The sequence below is a fragment of the Providencia sp. PROV197 genome (assembly GCF_028479625.1).
Lineage (GTDB): Bacteria > Pseudomonadota > Gammaproteobacteria > Enterobacterales > Enterobacteriaceae > Providencia > Providencia vermicola.
The window spans coordinates 95431-113153 of sequence record NZ_JAMPNZ010000012.1 but is presented as its reverse complement, the minus strand read 5'-3'; the positions used below and the strand labels follow the sequence as shown (position 1 = coordinate 113153).

The 17723-nt window shown below is 43.1% G+C and carries 18 protein-coding genes; 4 read left to right on the top strand and 14 right to left on the bottom strand.

The genetic code is table 11. The features are described from left to right. Nucleotides 1-79: 79 nt before the first annotated feature. The 7 genes from fusA to PR808_RS06330 all read right to left on the bottom strand — a co-directional run bounded on the left by fusA (nucleotide 80) and on the right by PR808_RS06330 (nucleotide 5201). Nucleotides 80-2206 carry an elongation factor G gene (fusA, locus tag PR808_RS06360; protein WP_206084799.1) on the bottom strand — a complete coding sequence of 709 codons (2127 nt, stop codon included), beginning with the start codon at nucleotides 2204-2206 and terminating at the stop codon, nucleotides 80-82. An 89-nt stretch (nucleotides 2207-2295) separates the two neighbouring features. Then, entirely contained in the window at nucleotides 2296-2766 is a 471-nt protein-coding gene (gene rpsG, locus PR808_RS06355) for a 30S ribosomal protein S7 (protein ID WP_004262486.1), read from the bottom strand. Between the two features lie 97 nt (nucleotides 2767-2863). Then, nucleotides 2864-3238 (bottom strand): 30S ribosomal protein S12, encoded by a 375-nt coding sequence (gene rpsL, locus PR808_RS06350; RefSeq protein WP_004265905.1) that lies wholly within the window; start codon nucleotides 3236-3238, stop codon nucleotides 2864-2866. A 136-nt stretch (nucleotides 3239-3374) separates the two neighbouring features. Beyond that, the gene (gene tusB / locus PR808_RS06345; protein ID WP_206084800.1) at nucleotides 3375-3662 is read right to left on the bottom strand and encodes a sulfurtransferase complex subunit TusB; all 288 of its coding nucleotides are present in this window, start codon (nucleotides 3660-3662) and stop codon (nucleotides 3375-3377) included. Between the two features lie 57 nt (nucleotides 3663-3719). Then, complete coding sequence (gene tusC / locus PR808_RS06340; RefSeq protein ID WP_206084801.1) at nucleotides 3720-4079, bottom strand: sulfurtransferase complex subunit TusC; 360 nt, start codon at nucleotides 4077-4079, stop codon at nucleotides 3720-3722. Between the two features lie 16 nt (nucleotides 4080-4095). Then, nucleotides 4096-4500 carry a sulfurtransferase complex subunit TusD gene (gene tusD, locus PR808_RS06335; protein ID WP_206084802.1) on the bottom strand — a complete coding sequence of 135 codons (405 nt, stop codon included), beginning with the start codon at nucleotides 4498-4500 and terminating at the stop codon, nucleotides 4096-4098. Further along, nucleotides 4497-5201: a helix-turn-helix transcriptional regulator gene (locus tag PR808_RS06330; RefSeq protein WP_206084803.1), complete on the bottom strand. Its 705-nt coding sequence runs from the start codon at nucleotides 5199-5201 to the stop codon at nucleotides 4497-4499. The genes tusD and PR808_RS06330 overlap by 4 nt, the downstream gene beginning before the upstream one ends. Nucleotides 5202-6208: 1007 nt before the next feature. On the opposite strand from PR808_RS06330, the gene PR808_RS06325 reads away from it, so the two are divergent. Further along, complete coding sequence (locus tag PR808_RS06325; RefSeq protein WP_336298563.1) at nucleotides 6209-6445, top strand: colicin Z C-terminal domain-related protein; 237 nt, start codon at nucleotides 6209-6211, stop codon at nucleotides 6443-6445. Between the two features lie 68 nt (nucleotides 6446-6513). On the opposite strand, the gene fkpA is transcribed toward PR808_RS06325, so the two are convergent. After that, a complete protein-coding gene (gene fkpA, locus PR808_RS06320; protein ID WP_206084805.1) occupies nucleotides 6514-7257 on the bottom strand; it encodes an FKBP-type peptidyl-prolyl cis-trans isomerase in 744 nt (247 codons plus the stop codon). A 257-nt stretch (nucleotides 7258-7514) separates the two neighbouring features. Between fkpA and PR808_RS06315 the strand changes: the two genes are divergently transcribed. Continuing rightward, entirely contained in the window at nucleotides 7515-7736 is a 222-nt protein-coding gene (locus PR808_RS06315; protein ID WP_206084806.1) for a SlyX family protein, read from the top strand. 63 nt (nucleotides 7737-7799) lie between these two features. Here PR808_RS06315 and slyD read toward each other — a convergent pair whose 3' ends face one another. The 4 genes from slyD to kefG form a co-directional block, all read right to left on the bottom strand. Further along, nucleotides 7800-8405: a peptidylprolyl isomerase gene (slyD, locus tag PR808_RS06310; protein WP_206084807.1), complete on the bottom strand. Its 606-nt coding sequence runs from the start codon at nucleotides 8403-8405 to the stop codon at nucleotides 7800-7802. Between the two features lie 87 nt (nucleotides 8406-8492). Further along, a complete protein-coding gene (locus PR808_RS06305; protein WP_206084808.1) occupies nucleotides 8493-8696 on the bottom strand; it encodes a YheV family putative zinc ribbon protein in 204 nt (67 codons plus the stop codon). 9 nt (nucleotides 8697-8705) lie between these two features. Further along, complete coding sequence (gene kefB / locus PR808_RS06300; RefSeq protein ID WP_206084809.1) at nucleotides 8706-10514, bottom strand: glutathione-regulated potassium-efflux system protein KefB; 1809 nt, start codon at nucleotides 10512-10514, stop codon at nucleotides 8706-8708. Then, nucleotides 10514-11068 carry a glutathione-regulated potassium-efflux system ancillary protein KefG gene (gene kefG / locus PR808_RS06295; RefSeq protein ID WP_206084810.1) on the bottom strand — a complete coding sequence of 185 codons (555 nt, stop codon included), beginning with the start codon at nucleotides 11066-11068 and terminating at the stop codon, nucleotides 10514-10516. The genes kefB and kefG overlap by 1 nt, the downstream gene beginning before the upstream one ends. 222 nt (nucleotides 11069-11290) lie before the next feature. Here kefG and PR808_RS06290 point away from each other — a divergent pair, with 222 nt between their 5' ends. Further along, entirely contained in the window at nucleotides 11291-13225 is a 1935-nt protein-coding gene (locus PR808_RS06290; RefSeq protein ID WP_206084811.1) for an ABC transporter ATP-binding protein, read from the top strand. 81 nt (nucleotides 13226-13306) lie between these two features. Here PR808_RS06290 and adiA read toward each other — a convergent pair whose 3' ends face one another. Beyond that, entirely contained in the window at nucleotides 13307-15574 is a 2268-nt protein-coding gene (adiA, locus tag PR808_RS06285; RefSeq protein ID WP_206084812.1) for an arginine decarboxylase, read from the bottom strand. Nucleotides 15575-15678: 104 nt separating this feature from the next. Continuing rightward, nucleotides 15679-16539, bottom strand: coding sequence for a MurR/RpiR family transcriptional regulator (locus PR808_RS06280; RefSeq protein WP_206084813.1), 861 nt, complete (start codon nucleotides 16537-16539; stop codon nucleotides 15679-15681). Nucleotides 16540-16803: 264 nt separating this feature from the next. Between PR808_RS06280 and murQ the strand changes: the two genes are divergently transcribed. Beyond that, nucleotides 16804-17715: an N-acetylmuramic acid 6-phosphate etherase gene (gene murQ / locus PR808_RS06275; protein WP_206084814.1), complete on the top strand. Its 912-nt coding sequence runs from the start codon at nucleotides 16804-16806 to the stop codon at nucleotides 17713-17715. Nucleotides 17716-17723 lie beyond the last annotated feature (8 nt).

The window sequence follows — 17723 nt, the reverse complement described above, 5'->3', positions numbered from 1 at the left end:
CGACTCTATTCCTTATGGAGTTCCCTCTTCACGATAAAGAAGGAACTTAAATTAAAGTAGTTAACCGATTTAAAATCGATTATTTAGCGTTACGAGCTTCGATAACAGCCTGTGCAACGTTGTTTGGTGCTTCATTGTACTTCAGGAACTCCATAGAGTATGAAGCACGACCTTGTGTCTGAGAACGCAGGTCAGTAGCATAACCGAACATTTCGGACAATGGTACTTGTGCACGAACGACTTTACCAGTAGGCAGGTCATCCATACCTTCAATCATACCACGACGACGGTTCAGGTCACCAATAACATCACCCATGTAGTCTTCTGGTGTTTCCACTTCGACTTTCATGATTGGCTCAAGCAGAACAGGTTTAGCTTTTTTGAAGCCATCTTTAAACGCGATTGAAGCCGCAAGTTTAAACGCCAGTTCAGAGGAGTCAACATCATGGTAAGAACCGAAATGCAGACGAACACCCATGTTAACAACAGGGTAGCCAGCTAATGGGCCAGATTTCAGCTGCTCTTGGATACCTTTATCAACCGCAGGGATGTATTCAGTTGGAATTACACCACCCTTGATTTCGTTGACAAATTCGTAGTCCATTGGCAGACCGTCTTTATCGTTTTTGTTCAGTGGGAACATATCGATAACGACATGACCGTACTGACCACGACCACCAGACTGTTTCGCGTGTTTACCTTCGATGTCAGTCACTTTAGCAGTGATTGCTTCACGGTAAGCAACTTGAGGTTTACCAACGTTCGCTTCAACTTTAAATTCACGACGCATACGGTCAACCAGAACGTCCAAGTGCAATTCACCCATACCAGCGATGATAGTCTGATTAGTCTCTTCATCACTTGATACGCGGAATGATGGGTCTTCTTGAGCCAGACGGCCTAATGCGATACCCATTTTTTCTTGGTCAGCTTTAGTTTTTGGTTCGATTGCAACAGAGATTACTGGCTCTGGGAATTCCATACGCTCCAGGATGATTGGCGCATCAACTGCACATAAAGTATCACCTGTAGTTACGTCTTTCAGACCGATTGCCGCCGCGATGTCACCAGCGCGAACTTCTTTGATCTCTTCACGTTTGTTAGCGTGCATCTGAACGATACGGCCAAAACGTTCTTTTTTCGATTTCACTGCGTTCAGAACTGTGTCACCTGAGTTAACAACACCAGAGTAAACACGGAAGAACGTTAAGTTACCAACGAATGGGTCAGTTGCAATTTTAAATGCTAATGATGAGAATGGCTCATCATCACTTGCGTGACGCTCTGCAGGTGTGTCTTTACCGTCATCCAGAATACCATTGATTGCAGGTACATCTGTTGGCGCAGGTAAGTAATCAACCACTGCATCCAGCATCGCCTGAACACCTTTGTTCTTAAATGCAGAACCACAGGTAACCAGGATAATTTCGCTTGCAAGAACACGTTGACGTAATGCAGCTTTAATTTCTGCTTCAGTCAGTTCTTCACCGCCCAGATATTTTTCCATCAGTTCTTCTGATGCTTCTGCTGCGGTTTCGATCAGGTTGTTGTGCCACTCTTCAGCTGCTTCTTGCATGCTCGCAGGGATATCTTCGTATTCGAAGGTAACGCCCTGGTCTTCATCGCTCCACTTAATTGCTTTCATTTTCAGCAAGTCAACAACACCTGTGAACGCTTCTTCTGCGCCGACTGGTAATTGCAGTGGAACTGCGTTAGCTGCTAAACGTGTTTTTAATTGCTCAACAACACGTAAGAAGTTCGCACCCATACGGTCCATTTTGTTAACGAACGCGATACGTGGAACTTTATATTTGTTAGCCTGACGCCATACAGTTTCAGACTGTGGCTGAACACCACCAACTGCACAGTAAACCATTACTGCGCCATCAAGAACACGCATAGAGCGTTCTACTTCGATTGTGAAGTCAACGTGTCCCGGGGTGTCGATGATGTTGATACGGTGTGGCTCATACTGTTTTGCCATACCAGACCAGAATGCAGTAGTCGCTGCAGATGTGATAGTAATACCACGCTCTTGCTCCTGCTCCATCCAGTCCATTGTTGCAGAACCTTCGTGAGTTTCACCAATTTTATGGTTTACACCAGTATAGAACAGAATACGTTCAGAAGTTGTGGTTTTACCGGCGTCGATGTGTGCACTGATACCGATATTACGATAACGTGCTATGGGCGTTTGACGGGCCATTTTTTCCTCTCTCGTGGGCGTTCAATGCTTCATATAAAGGGTAGCAAATGGCTACCCTGAGATACATCACTAATGTAGGTAAGAAATTATTACCAACGGTAGTGTGCGAACGCCTTGTTAGCTTCTGCCATACGGTGAACGTCTTCACGTTTCTTAACAGCGGAACCTTTGTTCTCAGCAGCGTCTGATAATTCATTTGCCAGGCGAAGTGCCATAGATTTATCACCGCGTTTACGAGCAGCATCAACGATCCAACGCATTGCCAGGGCATTACGACGAACCGGGCGAACTTCAACTGGAACTTGGTAAGTTGAACCACCAACACGGCGGGATTTAACTTCCACAGTCGGACGCACGTTATCCAGTGCTAATTCGAATGCATCAAGTTCAGTTTTACCAGAACGCTGAGCAAGGGTTTCAAGTGCGTTATATACGATTGCTTCAGCAGTAGATTTTTTCCCGTCTACCATCAGGATATTTACAAACTTGGCCAGTAATTCTGATCCGAACTTAGGATCTGGAAGAATTTTACGTTGACCTATTACGCGACGACGTGGCATGGATATGACTCCGTTGTTAATTCAGGTTTGTCCAAAACTCTACGAGAGTATTTTGACATTAAGATTAAAATGTTTGGCCTTACTTAACGGTAATCCATTAAGCCTTAGGTTTTTTCGCGCCGTATTTAGAACGAGCTTGCTTACGGTCTTTAACACCAGAACAGTCCAGTGCGCCGCGAACGGTGTGATAACGCACACCTGGCAAGTCTTTAACACGACCGCCACGGATAAGGATTACGGAGTGTTCCTGCAAGTTGTGGCCTTCACCACCGATGTAGGAAGATACTTCGAAACCATTAGTTAAACGAACACGGCATACTTTACGTAATGCTGAGTTTGGTTTTTTAGGAGTGGTAGTATATACACGAGTACATACGCCACGTTTTTGCGGGCAAGCTTCCAGTGCTGGAACGTTGCTTTTCACAACTTTCGAGCTACGAGATTTGCGTACCAGCTGATTAATAGTTGCCATTATTAAAAAAGCTCCTGGTTTTTTTGCTTCGTAAACACGGATTTTGACCTCGTTCGCCAACATGACGATACACGAGGACGCGAAATTTTATTGCCGACTGAGTCAGGTGTCAAGAAATATACAACTTTTAGTGCCTTTATAGGGCAAAATGTTGTTTTTGGACTTCTGTTAGCTTCACAAAACCTTGATATGTGATCACAGAAACGGCGGGTGATAGGGTATTTTGCAACCCTCGAGCGTTAATATCGACATCCAAGGCATATAATTGTGCCCCCGTTTTTTGTAATGCATCAAGGAAAGGTGACTGTGATATTGCAGTAGCCACGCCATCTTGCATCAATAAAACCGCGTCTTTATCTGTCATTAGGCGAAGTATAGCCGAAAAATCACAGTTAAACGGAGATGTTGCTAATGTATAAAGCATAGAAACGATCCTACTATAGATCAAAACGCAACCCAAGCTTAAAATACGAACAATCGATTAAAATTTCAACACCACATCGCAAGCGGCTAATTTTAGCTGAATTTCACATGGGTTGAGGATTTTAGGCGTAACAACATACTCACCGTTTTCAGGTAACCCACGTTCCCGAAGGGATTCCCGACAAAGATAAATATTTTCAATGTCATATAGCGGTAATATTTTAAATGTTGCGATATAATCCCGCGCAAGAATGGCTTTAGGTTGTTGGTTTACTCGCAGTTGAAAGACGCCATCAGCAATAAAAAATACCTCAATTTCATCCGTTAATGCAGATGTTGCCAGCAAGGCATCCAACCCTTCTCGCCCACTTGCATTTCCATGGGGCATTGTCGTAAAAACGAAGGCAATTTTTTTCACGGGATACCTTACTTTCTTAAAATTGAAGGGTTCTATCTGCTGTCATCATGGCTTCCGCTAAGCTACCTAACCCACTCATCATAAACCCACTCGCTAAATTATTGACTGGTAATGATAAGTTTTGAGCCTGTTCTTGATCAACTACACCACGCCGTAACGCCGCAGAAACACAAATATGCATCTCACAACCAGCGTCTTTTGCCAATTGCTGCCAAGCCGTGAGTAAATCGAACTCGTCCGTTGCGGGGGATGTGAGTAAGTTTGCGTTCAGCACGCCTTCACGATAAAAAAATATGGTTTTTAACGTGTGCCCTTCTTCGAGAAGGGCTTTGGCAAATTGATACGCACTTGCAGCTTGTTGCGTCCCATATGCTGGGCCCGTCACCAAGATGCAGTACGTTAATGGATTAGCGTGACTCATTCACCACTCTTAAACTGACGAATGTACAAATAAACGGTGTGTTTTGAGATATTTAAGCGATCTGCAACTTGGTTAATCGCATCTTTGATATCGAAAATGCCTTTTTCATACAAATTCAGAACCACTTGTTTGTTCTTCGCATTATTCGATACGTTACGGTCAGCGCCCACTTCTTCAATGGTGTATTCTAATGTTTGAGCAACTAAATCATCAACGGATGAAGCAAAGTTTACATCTGAAGTCACTTCTTGTTTTGTTTCTGGAACAAACGATTGAATAATTTCGGAGAAAGGCACATCTAAGTTCATATTGATGCACAACAAACCAATGACACGCTGCTTACGGTTGCGAATCGCAATCGTCACTGATTTCATTAAGTCGCCGCTTTTCGCTTTAGTAAAGTAAGCTTTAGAGACGCTAGATTCTTCATCTGCCATATCGTGCAGCATACGCAGCGCAAGGTCAGTAATTGGAGAGCCAATTTTACGCCCTGTGTGCTGGCCGTTAGCAATCCTCACCGCAGAACAATTCAGGTCTTCCAATGAGTGAAGAACGATTTCACAGTGCCCACCAATTAGCATTGCTAAGCCATCAACCGCCGCTTCATATGATTTTAAGATTTCGTGGTCGGTTTCAGCAAAAGGCTGGTTATCCAGTATATTAATATCGCTGAGGTCGTGTGACTGTAAAGAATCTGACATTTTCAACATCATCCTTCTAATGTAAACATTTCATCCAGTTGACTAATAAGGCATTCATTATTCGACTAATTTGCCTTTATTGCACCGCGTATAATCAACAATTGTGATGATAAATAATAAAATAGAGTCTTCTGAAGTTAAAACTCCAAGACGTCGCCGTCAAGCGAATGAATGCAAGACAGTCTGTTTTATCACAAGTTTTAAACAATTTGGGGATTTTTTTGCCGAAAATTCACCACGGTTAGACTTTGTTGCCACGCCAGGCAGTGACTTATCTAAAACTGGATCATAAGCCTTGATTCCGCATAATTTATAACGAAAAAAACAACTTACTTGCCGGTAAATATAAATTTACCATTCTCTTTAATGAGTTTTCATTAATAATACATTTAAATCGAAACCATAATTAAAACTATAAAATTATAATTCCTTACCATTTTATTTGGCCAGAATAGTATTAAGATATTATATTCAATTATTCAAACTTAATAATGATGTGATTCTATCCACATGCCAAATTAATTAATGAGGTTTATTTTGATTAAACGAAAAATCTACATGCTAATTATTTACTTCCTAATAGTTTCATTTAGTGAAATATACGACTTATTACTGCTCATCACTGGTGTTGTCACAATACATGTTGATAAGCTGACTATCTATTCAATCGTCTTTACCTTACTGATTATGGTAATGCGCTCACTGCTACTTACCTCTGTGCTAAATTATTCATTACATATTAAATCCATATTTAAACGTATTTTTGTATTAGCCATTTCATTAACATTAATCGTTGATGTGATTAACCTTTTTGTTTTCTATTTATCAAATATTGATATTTCATATTTTACGCCTTTCCATATCATTAGAAATTCACCTAAAACGTTTATATTTTTAACCGTATTATCCACTGCATTTTCTTTATTTTTAAATAAGGAACTTTCATGGCAGGAAACAAAGATATCTTAATTTTCGCTCAATTTGGCAAATGGTCTAATTAGTACCCGATTCAATCTTACATTGGCAAATATAAATACACTGTCTCATATGATTTTAGAAATCCTTTAACAATGGGGCCTTTTGATGTGCAAATTAAGTTTATGAATGGCCCTAATACCTCCACAGTGCAAACACTAGGCCCAGGAAACCACACAATTGAAGGCGATGGCGCTGGGAGTGATTATATTCGGTTAAGAGGATATGCACCTCTTGGTTCAACGATTGTCGTAACTGTACCTAATTGATGAAGAATACATATAAACAAAAAAGCCCAAGACAAATGCCTCGGGCTTGATGACAACTAAAATCTATTTTATTTAGCCGCTGGTTTGATATCTAATAATTCAACATCAAAAACTAAAGTTGAGTTAGCTGGGATACCCGGAACGCCGTTTTCGCCATACGCTAAATCAGCTGGGATCACTAACTGCATTTTGCCGCCTTTTTTCAGGTTTACTAAACCTTCAGTCCAGCCTTTAATTACTGAGTTTAATGGGATAGTCAGTGGCTCGTTACGTGAGTAAGAGCTATCAAATTCAGTACCATCAATCAGAGAGCCTTTGTAATGAACGACAACGGTTTCATCTGCTTTAGGTTTAGCGCCTGTACCGTCTTTTTCAATTTTGTACAGTAAGCCAGATTTGGTTTTCACTACGCCTTTTTCTTTAGCGTATTTTTCACGGAATTCAGCGCCTTTTTTCTCATTACTGGCTGATTCGTCTTTCATTTTTTTATCGGCAGCTGCTTTAACTTGCCCTTCGAACTGACGCAGGGTTTCTTCAACTTCTGCATCGGTCATTTTGCTTTTACCATTGAATGCATCTTGAACACCCGCCAACAGTTGTGCGTTATCCAAGTTAATACCAATAGTTTTTTGTTCTTCTAATGAATTCTGCATGTAGCGACCTAAAGAAGCGCCCAGTGCATAAGCATTACGCTCTTCAGCATTTTTAAATGCGCTACTTTGTGCTTTGGCTTCCGCTGCCATAACTTGCGGAGCAGTGAAAGTAAGTGCCAACGTTGTTGCCAGAAGACTTGCCTTAAACAGTGATTTCATCCTAATCTCCGATGATTTTAATGCGAACCTATTTGAATAGTAAACCCAATGTTAACCATTCATTTTATGATAATGCCCCTAGTGCTTTGGGTCTCATTATTTATTTGTGATAGAAACAGTATAATCATTTCTTCAGACAACATTAACAAAAAGAGGTTTCATCGCCTATATGTTTAACTAAAACTTATCTGTTGATTTGTAATGTTCGGTTATTATGATGGTTTGATTATGATGAAAACGCCTAAGGAGAGTCGAAAATGGACTCATCTCATTCATTCGAACAACGTTTAGAACTTTTAGAAAGCAAAGTGGCTTTCCAAGAATTAGCTATCGAACAGCTAAATCAAGTGATTACTGACCAGCAAATGCAGTTGACGCGGATGCAGGAACATTTACGCATCGTCACGGAAAGGCTGAAATCGTCGCAAGATTCCCATTTGGCGCGACCAGAAGAAGAAACACCGCCGCCACATTATTGATAGCGACAAAAAAGGAAGCTTTCGCTTCCTTTTTTATTCTAAAACAAACACTAATACAGCGTATTAGTGGCAACCGCAGCCACCTTGTTTGTGACCATGGCCGTGGCCTTCGCCACCACCACAACAACCGCCTTCTGAACCGTGGCTATGACCGCCACCGCCACAGCAACCACCTTCGTGGTCGTGGTCATGGTCGTGACCATCTGCGCCATGAACGTGACCATGTGCGATTTCTTCTTCTGTTGCTTCACGGATGCCCATGACTTCAACATTAAATTTCAGGTTTTGACCTGCTAACATGTGGTTACCGTCAACGATAACTTCGTCGCCTTCAATCCCTGTGATTTCGACAGGAACTGGGCCCATATCAGTGTCAGCTAAGAAACGCATGCCAACTTCCAGCTCATCAACACCCATAAAGACATCTTTAGGAACGCGTTGAACTAAGTTGTCATCGTATTGACCGTATGCATCGTCAGAAGCCACTTCAACATCGAAGTTTTCACCAACAGAACGGCCTTCTAACGCTTTTTCTAGACCAGAAATTAAAGAACCACGGCCGTGCAAATAGTCCAGTGGCGCGCTTGCCGGGGACTCATCAACTAAAACACCGTCTTCTGTTCTTACTTGATAAGCCAAGCTGACCACCAAGTCTTTTGCTACTTTCATGACATCTCCTACTACCCGTAAGGGGAAAATTTTTTGCCAATTGTACCGAAAAACAATGATGATGTATTGAGAATTGACAAATTTCTCTTATTCAGGTGTAAAAATACCAATCACCTGCTCTTTTTGCCTTACGTGCTCGGTGGCAACCTCCCCCGCTTGGCGTTGTTGGTCGCCACAGTTGACGCACTCCACCACATCAATTTTATCTTCACGCCACATCATCAACGTATCTTGTGATTGGCATTTCGGGCAGGTCGCGCCTGCAATAAAACGCTTACGTGTTGAAGCCATTTCTTACCCTTATTGTTCATTGTTCCAGCTATGTGGCTGCCGGTGTTCTCTTTGCATCTCTTTTTCAAATAGCTCATTGAGCTCACGACGCGCTTCTTTTACACGTGAAATTTGCCCGCTATCGCTATTTTCACTTTCGGGATAGACGTCCCGCAACATGCGCATATCTAAGCGACGGAAATGCTGTTTTGCCCGGTAGGCTTTGTGTGGATGCATACCGGTACTAATTAATGCCTTGCTACCGAGCTCCAAAGCACTAGAAAATGTTTCACGGCTAAAGTCGGTCACGCCACTGTGCAATAATTCATGTGCCTCCAGACGGCCTTTTGCTCGAGCAATAATATGCAAGTTAGGAAAGTTTTCTTGGCAAATTCGCACAATTTCCATCACTTCCTCAGGCACATCACTAGTGATCACAATGGCTTTGGCTTTATCAGCCCCCGCTGAACGCAGTAATTGCAGCTCTCGCGCATCACCGTAATACACGGTATAACCGTAGCGACGCATTGTGCCAATCGCGGTCACATCTTGTTCAAGTACCGTGATTTTGACTTTATTGGCCATTAATAAACGCCCAACCACTTGCCCCATACGGCCAAAGCCCACCAAAATAACATGTGGGTCGTTATCTTCCACAAATGGCTTTTCACTGGATGCAGGTTGCTGATTATATCGGTAGTTCAAATAAGCATCTATCAGCTGCATCACAAGTGGCGTTGTCATCATCGAAAGTGTGACCACCACCAGCAAAAGATCCATTTGGCGTTCATCAATGACACTTGCCCCAAAAGCCGTCGCATAAATAACGAAGGCAAATTCACCGCCTTGGCTTAAGACACCAGAAAATTGGGCTCGAGCGCCATTACGCAGCCGTGCAGCAAAACCAAGCAAATACAGCACCAACGCTTTTACTGCCACTAAGACCACCACGGCGATCAATACCTGAGGTAAATAAGTCCACAATACTTGTAAGTTAAGCGACATCCCTACAGAGATAAAAAACAACCCCAGCAATAAGCCTTTAAATGGCTCAATGTTGATTTCCAATTCATGGCGGAATTCTGTTTCCGCTAACATGACTCCTGCCATAAAGGTACCTAACGCCATCGAAAAACCGAGGCTTTCCATAATCAACGCAGAACCTAATACCACTAAGAGTGCAGCAGCGGTAAAAATTTCATGCACACCCGATTTTGCAGCTAGCCTAAACATCGGACGTAATAAGTAGCGACCAACCACCCATAACCCAAAAAAAGCAACAACTTTTAAGCCAATTTTTTGCCAGTCGCTGGTTGCCGTATCCCCTGCCAATAAGGGGATCAATGCCATAATCGGGATCACCGCCATATCTTGGAATAGCAAAACAGAAAAACCAAGCTGACCGCTCTCTTTATTGGACATGCCCTTTTCGTTCATCAGTTGCAGTGCCATCGCTGTTGATGACATTGCCATCCCCAGCCCACCCACAATGGCGGCTTGCCATGAAAATTTGGCAAGAAACAGTAGTGATGCCATGATTGCTGCGGTGACCACAACTTGAACGGTGCCCACACCAAAAATCGAACGCCTCAGCTCCCATAACTTAGAGGGTTTTAACTCTAAGCCAATTAAGAACATTAAAAACACGACGCCCATTTCAGAGAAATGCAAAATATCATCAACATTATGGATAAAGCCAAGTACAAATGGCCCAATCATAATCCCTGCCAATAGATACCCAAGTACCGCGCCCAAACGAATTTTCTGGGCAATGGGTACCATGATGACACCCGCGCAGAGGAAAATGATAACAGATTCAAATAGCCCCATATCTGACATTAGGAAAGCCCTCCCGCACTCAGCGGTTGTTGTATCCATTGACGGTAGTCATCAATAAGCTGTTGAAAATGGGCTTTAGGCTGTCGACGTGCCGCATAAATAATAGTCGGCTCCAGCCATTGCATATCACACATTAATGCGGTCAATTCAAATGGACGAAGTATTTCTGTTAAAGGGTAACGGTTGTACCCATCGTGTTGGTAGGCATGGATAGGTTCCCCTGTTGTAATCACTGAGCGCCAATATTTGCCTTTTAATTTTTGATACCCCATATCGGTGGCGAAACGGCGAGTTAATACGCGGTCAAACCACTCTTTCAACAATGCGGGGCAACTATAAGTATAGAGCGGGTGCTGAAAAACAATCACATCATACAAGCACAACAGCTTTTGCTCCGCGGTCACATCAATAAAATAGTCGGGGTATGTCGCGTATAAATCATGTACCGTGACATGTTCAAAATCACGCACCGCATCAAGCAATGCCTTGTTGGCGATAGATTCATCAGGGTCTGGATGGGCATAGACCACCAGCACTTTTGGTATATTTGACATCTTTCCCTCCTCAAAGGCGTGTCAGACGGAACATTTTCCGTTACCATGCAGCCTGCTATACTCGTCTTACTTCACGTTGCAGTGTTGTTGACTACGCGCATTCGCACTAGTCACCTACTTAAGTAGGCTCTTCGCGACTCATTTGCTTGTCGCCTAACTGCACTGTGAATTATTTAGAGTATATACGTTGATAATTTAACATATTTTTAATAGACGGTTGCTATGATTGTTTTCTCTTCACTCCAAATTCGTCGAGGCGTTCGTGTTCTTTTGGACAATGCCACGGCAACGATTAACCCTGGCCAAAAAGTTGGTTTAGTGGGTAAAAATGGCTGCGGTAAATCGACGCTGCTTGCGCTATTGAAAGGCGAATTACAAGCTGAAGCAGGCTCTGCAACGTTTCCAAGCAACTGGTCTATGGCATGGGTCAACCAAGAAACCCCTGCATTAGATGTGCCCGCTCTCGAATATGTCATTGACGGTGACCGTGAGTTTCGCGCCCTTGAACAAAAACTTGCCCAAGCTAATGAAAAAAATGATGGTAATGCCATTGCGGTCGTCCATGGGCAATTAGATGCTATCGATGCGTGGACAATCCGTTCGCGTGCATCAAGTTTGCTTCATGGTTTAGGTTTCAGCCAAGCGCAATTAGACTCTCCCGTAAAATCATTTTCGGGTGGATGGCGGATGCGTTTGAACCTCGCGCAAGCGCTACTTTGCCGCTCTGATTTGTTGCTACTTGATGAACCAACTAACCACCTTGATTTAGATGCGGTGATTTGGCTGGAAAAATGGCTGAAAAGCTACCAAGGCACGTTAATCTTGATTTCCCATGATAGGGATTTCCTCGACCCAATTATTGATAAAGTGTTGCATATTGAACAAGAAACTATGTTCGAATACACGGGCAACTACTCTTCATTTGAACGCCAGCGCGCAACAAAACTGGCTCAACAACAAGCGCTGTATGAAAGCCAACAGGCTAAGGCCGCACACCTACAAAGCTATATCGACCGCTTTAGAGTGCAAGCAACCAAAGCAAAGCAAGCACAAAGCCGTATTAAGATGTTGGAAAGAATGGAAATGGTGGCACCTGCACACGTGGATAACCCATTCCATTTTTCATTCCGTAAACCTGAAAGTTTGCCAAATCCATTATTAAAGATGGAAAAAGTCAGCGCGGGCTACGGTGAAAAAATCGTTTTGCAATCAATTAAGCTGAACTTAGTGCCAGGTTCACGCATTGGGTTACTGGGGCGTAATGGCGCGGGTAAATCCACGTTAATTAAGATGCTAGCAGGTGATTTACCGCCATTACAGGGTGAAATTTCCCTCGCTAAAGGCATCAAACTGGGTTATTTCGCCCAGCACCAGTTGGAATACCTGCACCCTGAAGAATCTCCATTACAACACCTTGCACGCCTTGCCCCAGAGCAAACGGAGCAACAGCTGCGCGACTATTTAGGTGGCTTTGGTTTTAAAGGCGACCAAGTGACAGACCCTAGCGGCCGTTTCTCTGGTGGAGAGAAAGCACGTTTGGTGCTAGCACTCATCGTCTGGCAACGCCCAAATCTGTTGTTACTCGATGAGCCAACCAACCACTTGGATTTGGACATGCGCCAAGCCCTCACCGAAGCCTTGATGGCATTCGAAGGCGCATTAGTCGTGGTTTCCCATGATAGGCACTTGCTAAGAACCACCACTGATGAGCTGTATTTAGTTCACGGCGGTGCAGTAGAACAATTTGATGGTGATTTAGAAGATTACCAACAATGGCTTGCCGAGCAAAACAAGCTCGAATTGCAGCAAGTGCGTGACCAGCAAGAGAAAGACAAACCCGCCGCTGCGGCAACAGTCACCGCGCAAGATAGGAAAGATCAAAAACGTCGTGAAGCGGAGTTCCGCCAGCTAACTCAACCAATCCGTAAAAAAATCACGGAGTTGGAAAAGCAGATGGAGAAATACTCTAGGTCACTGGGCGAGTTAGAATCGAAGCTTTCTGACGCAGCAATTTATGAGCAAGATAAAAAAGCAGAGCTGACTGAATGTTTGAAAAAACAAACGGAGCAAAAATCCGCCCTTGAAGCGGTTGAAATGGAATGGATGGAGCTACAAGAAAAACTGGAAGTGATGACCAGTGAGTTTGAGGCCAACTAGTTATTCTGCCATTAATTAACACGCAAAAGGCGCCTGACTTATTAAAATCAAGCGCCTTTTTCGTTTTCTAGCTTGATGTCATTAGTGTTTCACACACATCACATAATACTGCCCATCGATAATTTCGGTTCCTTCGGTTTCATGTTCAAAGCCAGGGAACTCACTATCCCACGCCTGCAGGCTGTGTAAGTAACCGATATGTGGGCTGTTTTTATCCCCAAAACTTTCCCCTGATAGCAACATCGGGATACCTGGTGGATACGGAATAATCGAATTGGCAGCGATACGCCCGGCGAGTTTATCGAGCGGAACTGCTTCCACACGGTTAGCGACAATTTCTTGGTACGCATCTCGTGGGCTCATCACCACTTCAGGCAATTGTTCATACGCTTGATTCAGCTGCCCAGCAGGGTTATTTTTCTGTAGATAGATAAACATTTTATCGCCTAAGTCACGTAACCCCATGTGACCATATATTTCAGGGGCACTTTCCACCACTTCAGGTAACACCTTTTTCAAACTGGTGTTATTGTCATAGTGGCGTTTAAAGGAGAGTAGCGCATTAACTAAAGTCCCCCACTTCCCTTTAGTGATCCCCATGGAAAACAAGAACATAATCTGGAAATCCGTTGTCCGTGTTGGCACAATCCCATAATGGTTCAACCATGCAGTCACCAGTGCTGCGGGTACGCCAGTGTCTTGCAGTTTGCCATCGTCCCCCATTCCTGGTGATAAAATACTGACTTTAATAGGGTCAAGCATTGCCCAGTTTTCAGGGATATCTTTAAAACCGTGCCATTTATCCTCAGGGTTCATTACCCAGCAGCTCTGCTCTTTCATCAGCAACTCAACAGGGGCATCTTCAAAAGCATAGCGTTTCCCTGTCGCAGGGTCCTTCACCATTTCCTGATTCCATGGCTTAAAGAACCATTCGTCATCATTGAGAAACTCTTTATACAAATAACCCAATGATTGGCGGAAATCGATAGATTCACGAATAACTTCGTCGGTGAGTGAACGCCCGCTATTACCATCCATCATATCCGCCGCGATATCGTTTGAGGCACAAATGGCATACAGCGGCGAAGTGGTGGCGTGCATATGATAAGCCTGATTAAAGCGATTGAAATCAATCGAGTTACGACCATTTCGGATGTGAATGAATGATGCTTGGGATAACGCATTCAACAACTTATGTGTGGAGTGAGTGGCAAAAATCGTCGGCTCATCGCCATTTCTCGGCTCATCTCGCATAGCAAAGTGGTTATGATAAATCGGATTAAAACGTGCATACCCATACCATGCTTCATCGAAATGAATTCTATCCAATGATTTATCCAGTAAATCTTGAACTTTGCGTGCATGGTAGCAGACACCATCGTAGGTACAGTTAGTGACAACACTATAGGTAGGGCGTTTACCGATTTTGTCCAATGTTAATGGATTCTTAGCGATCTTTTCAGCAATGGCTTCGGGTGTCATCTCTTTCGGATAAATTGGACCGATAATACCATAGCGGTTACGGCTAGGTGTCATATACACAGGTTTAGCCCCTGTCAGGATCAACCCCTGCTCAATCGATTTATGACAATTTCGGTCGATGACGACGACATCATCATCAGTCATGCAAGCTTGCATAATCGTTCGATTGGAACCCGATGTCCCGACAACCACCGAATAAGATTGGTCAGCACCAAAGATACGCGCGGCATTTTTTTCACATTCACCAAATGCCCCTGTATGGTCTAGCAATGAGCCCACTGCAACTCGCTCAATCCCAATATCTGTGCGAAATAAATTCTCACCAAAAAAATCGTGATAAATACGCCCCGCAGGTGTTTTGGTAAAACCAACCCCACCTTGGTGCCCTGGGGCCGCCCACGAATATTCATGTATGTCACTGTATTTAATTAAGCTTTTCATTAATGGCGGCAACAATTGTGCACGATAGCGAATAATCGCCGCAAGTACACGCCCAGCAATAAAGTCGGCTGAATCTTCTAAAATCCAAGCAAATTCATCGACTTGCTCCATCATTTTTCGGTCAAAAGCGGTTAGCGCTTCTTCACGATCGCTCAGTAAAAAAACAGGGACATCTTCTTGTCGACGGTGAAGCTGAGTAATTAATTGATGAGCTTGGGTTTGTTCTTGCTTATCTGACATATCGCGGCCGTATAGCAAGCAATCGATGCTCGTATTTGAACGAATGTAAGCCATCCCATCTTCAAAATCCCGAATAATCACGGTTTCAACATGTTCATCGTTCAATTCGCTTGCCAGTCTTGCTACTGCGTGGCTAATAACGGAATCTTCGTCAGTTAACTCAGTATAAACAATGAGTGCTCTCATCAATAATTCCCCTTTGAATATTTCAAATTTAAATACTTATAACTTTAGTCTTAACGCAAATAGGTATGTATTGCAAAGTTATCGATGAGTTATAAGACTAAAGGCTATTCATCTAAATTATTAATTGCCATTCTCGCATTCATAACTAAAGACTTGGCTTTAGCCTCGCGTTTTTGTAGCAATGCCATAAAAATGAGGTCGGTTATAGTGTTTTGAGCTGTTCGAGATGAAATAGACGAACTACGCCACTCATCTTCTTCCGCAATACTTTCAATAACGTAATCAGAGAGTTGCGCCAGTGGTGAATGTCGGTCACGCGTTATCGCGATAACCGATGCTCCTTGCTTACGAGCGATATTCGCTGCACTCAGCATGTCTTTTCGCTTGCCCGTAAACGAGATAACAATCTGTACATCATTGGAATTTAACGTTAATGCCGCTGCAATTTGCACATGATGATCAAATTCGACCAAGGTAGTAATCCCAATTTTTTGCAGCTTATAACTTAAATCCTTTGCCGTGAGCCCTGAGCCGCCAATGCCGACTATCTGCACCCGCTGAGATTTATCGATTAACGCCACGACCTTTTCAAACTGCTTGAAATCAATATGCTTTGTTGTCTCTGTTATCGAATGGTTTTTCTCCATCGCAAGCTTTTGCGCCACCACCATCAAATTATCATTCGGTGCAATTCGATTATGCAATGCAGTATGAGCCGTCCCTTCATTAAGTTTCTGGCGCCCAATAATTTCACTTAGCGCCAATTTCAGCGCAGGGTACCCCTTAACGCCCACTTTTTGGCTAAACTTCACAATAGCGGACTGGCTGACATTTAGCTTCTCAGCCAGTTGAGATGAAGACAAACTCAATATATTTTCTGGATTTTCCAGGATAAATTGCGCAATTTTCCGCTGATTTTCTGCTAATCGCGGTAGTGAATACGTGATGACATCCAATAATGTCATAGTGAGCCCCCAAAAGGTGTAAATTTCAAGCCATCAAAAAAATAATAATAATAATAATAATAATAAATTATTCCAATAAAACTTAATCGATACGTTAAAAATAATCGAATAAATTCAATGAAAAGTGACTCTTTAATTTGAAATAAATGACAAAATATTCCTTTATATTCGCAAGTTAGAATAGATAACACCGTGATTTCAATCACACCAAAGGAATAAATAATTCCATAATATTGGCACAATATCTGATTTAGGAGCTATTTCATGACTATCGACTTAAGCAAAATGGTAACGGAAAGCCGCAATTCCGCAAGTACACATATCGACCAACTTCCTACCTTGCAAATGCTGCAAGTGATTAACAACGAAGACAAACAAGTCCCTTTAGCTGTCGAAAAAGTCTTGCCTGAAATTGCACAGTTAGTTGATAAAGTCGCAGACGCATTTCTAAACGGTGGTCGATTAGTTTACTCGGGCGCTGGTACCTCTGGGCGTTTAGGCATACTTGATGCCAGTGAGTGCCCACCAACTTATGGAACTCCTCATGAGCAAGTCATCGGCCTCATTGCAGGCGGTCACCAAGCCATTTTTCGTGCCGTCGAAAACGCAGAAGATAAACCTGAGTTAGGTGAACAAGACCTGAAAAATATCCAATTTAATGAAAAAGATGTACTCGTTGGTATCGCAGCAAGTGGGCGTACTCCGTATGTGTTAGGCGCTTTAGCTTATGCAGGCTCTGTCGGCGCCACGACAGCAGCCATTAGCTGTAACCCAAATAGCCCCATCGCCAATGCAGCAGATATCGCAATTACCCCTATTGTTGGTCCAGAAGTGGTCACTGGTTCTTCACGAATGAAAGCGGGAACAGCCCAAAAACTAGTGCTGAATATGATCACCACGGGCGCGATGATCCGTATCGGTAAGGTATTTGGCAACTTGATGGTGGATGTTGAAGCCACGAATGCCAAGTTAATTGAAAGACAAACTAAAATTGTTATGGAGGCAACTGACTGTGACCGAACCACAGCTGAAAACGCACTTCAACAATGTGACAGGCACTGTAAGACGGCAATTTTGATGGTGTTATCAGGCTTGAATGCCGATGAGGCTCGTCAGCTGCTCACCAACAATAACGGTTTTATTCGTACAGCACTCAATATGGCATCTTCCGCCTAATACGCGGA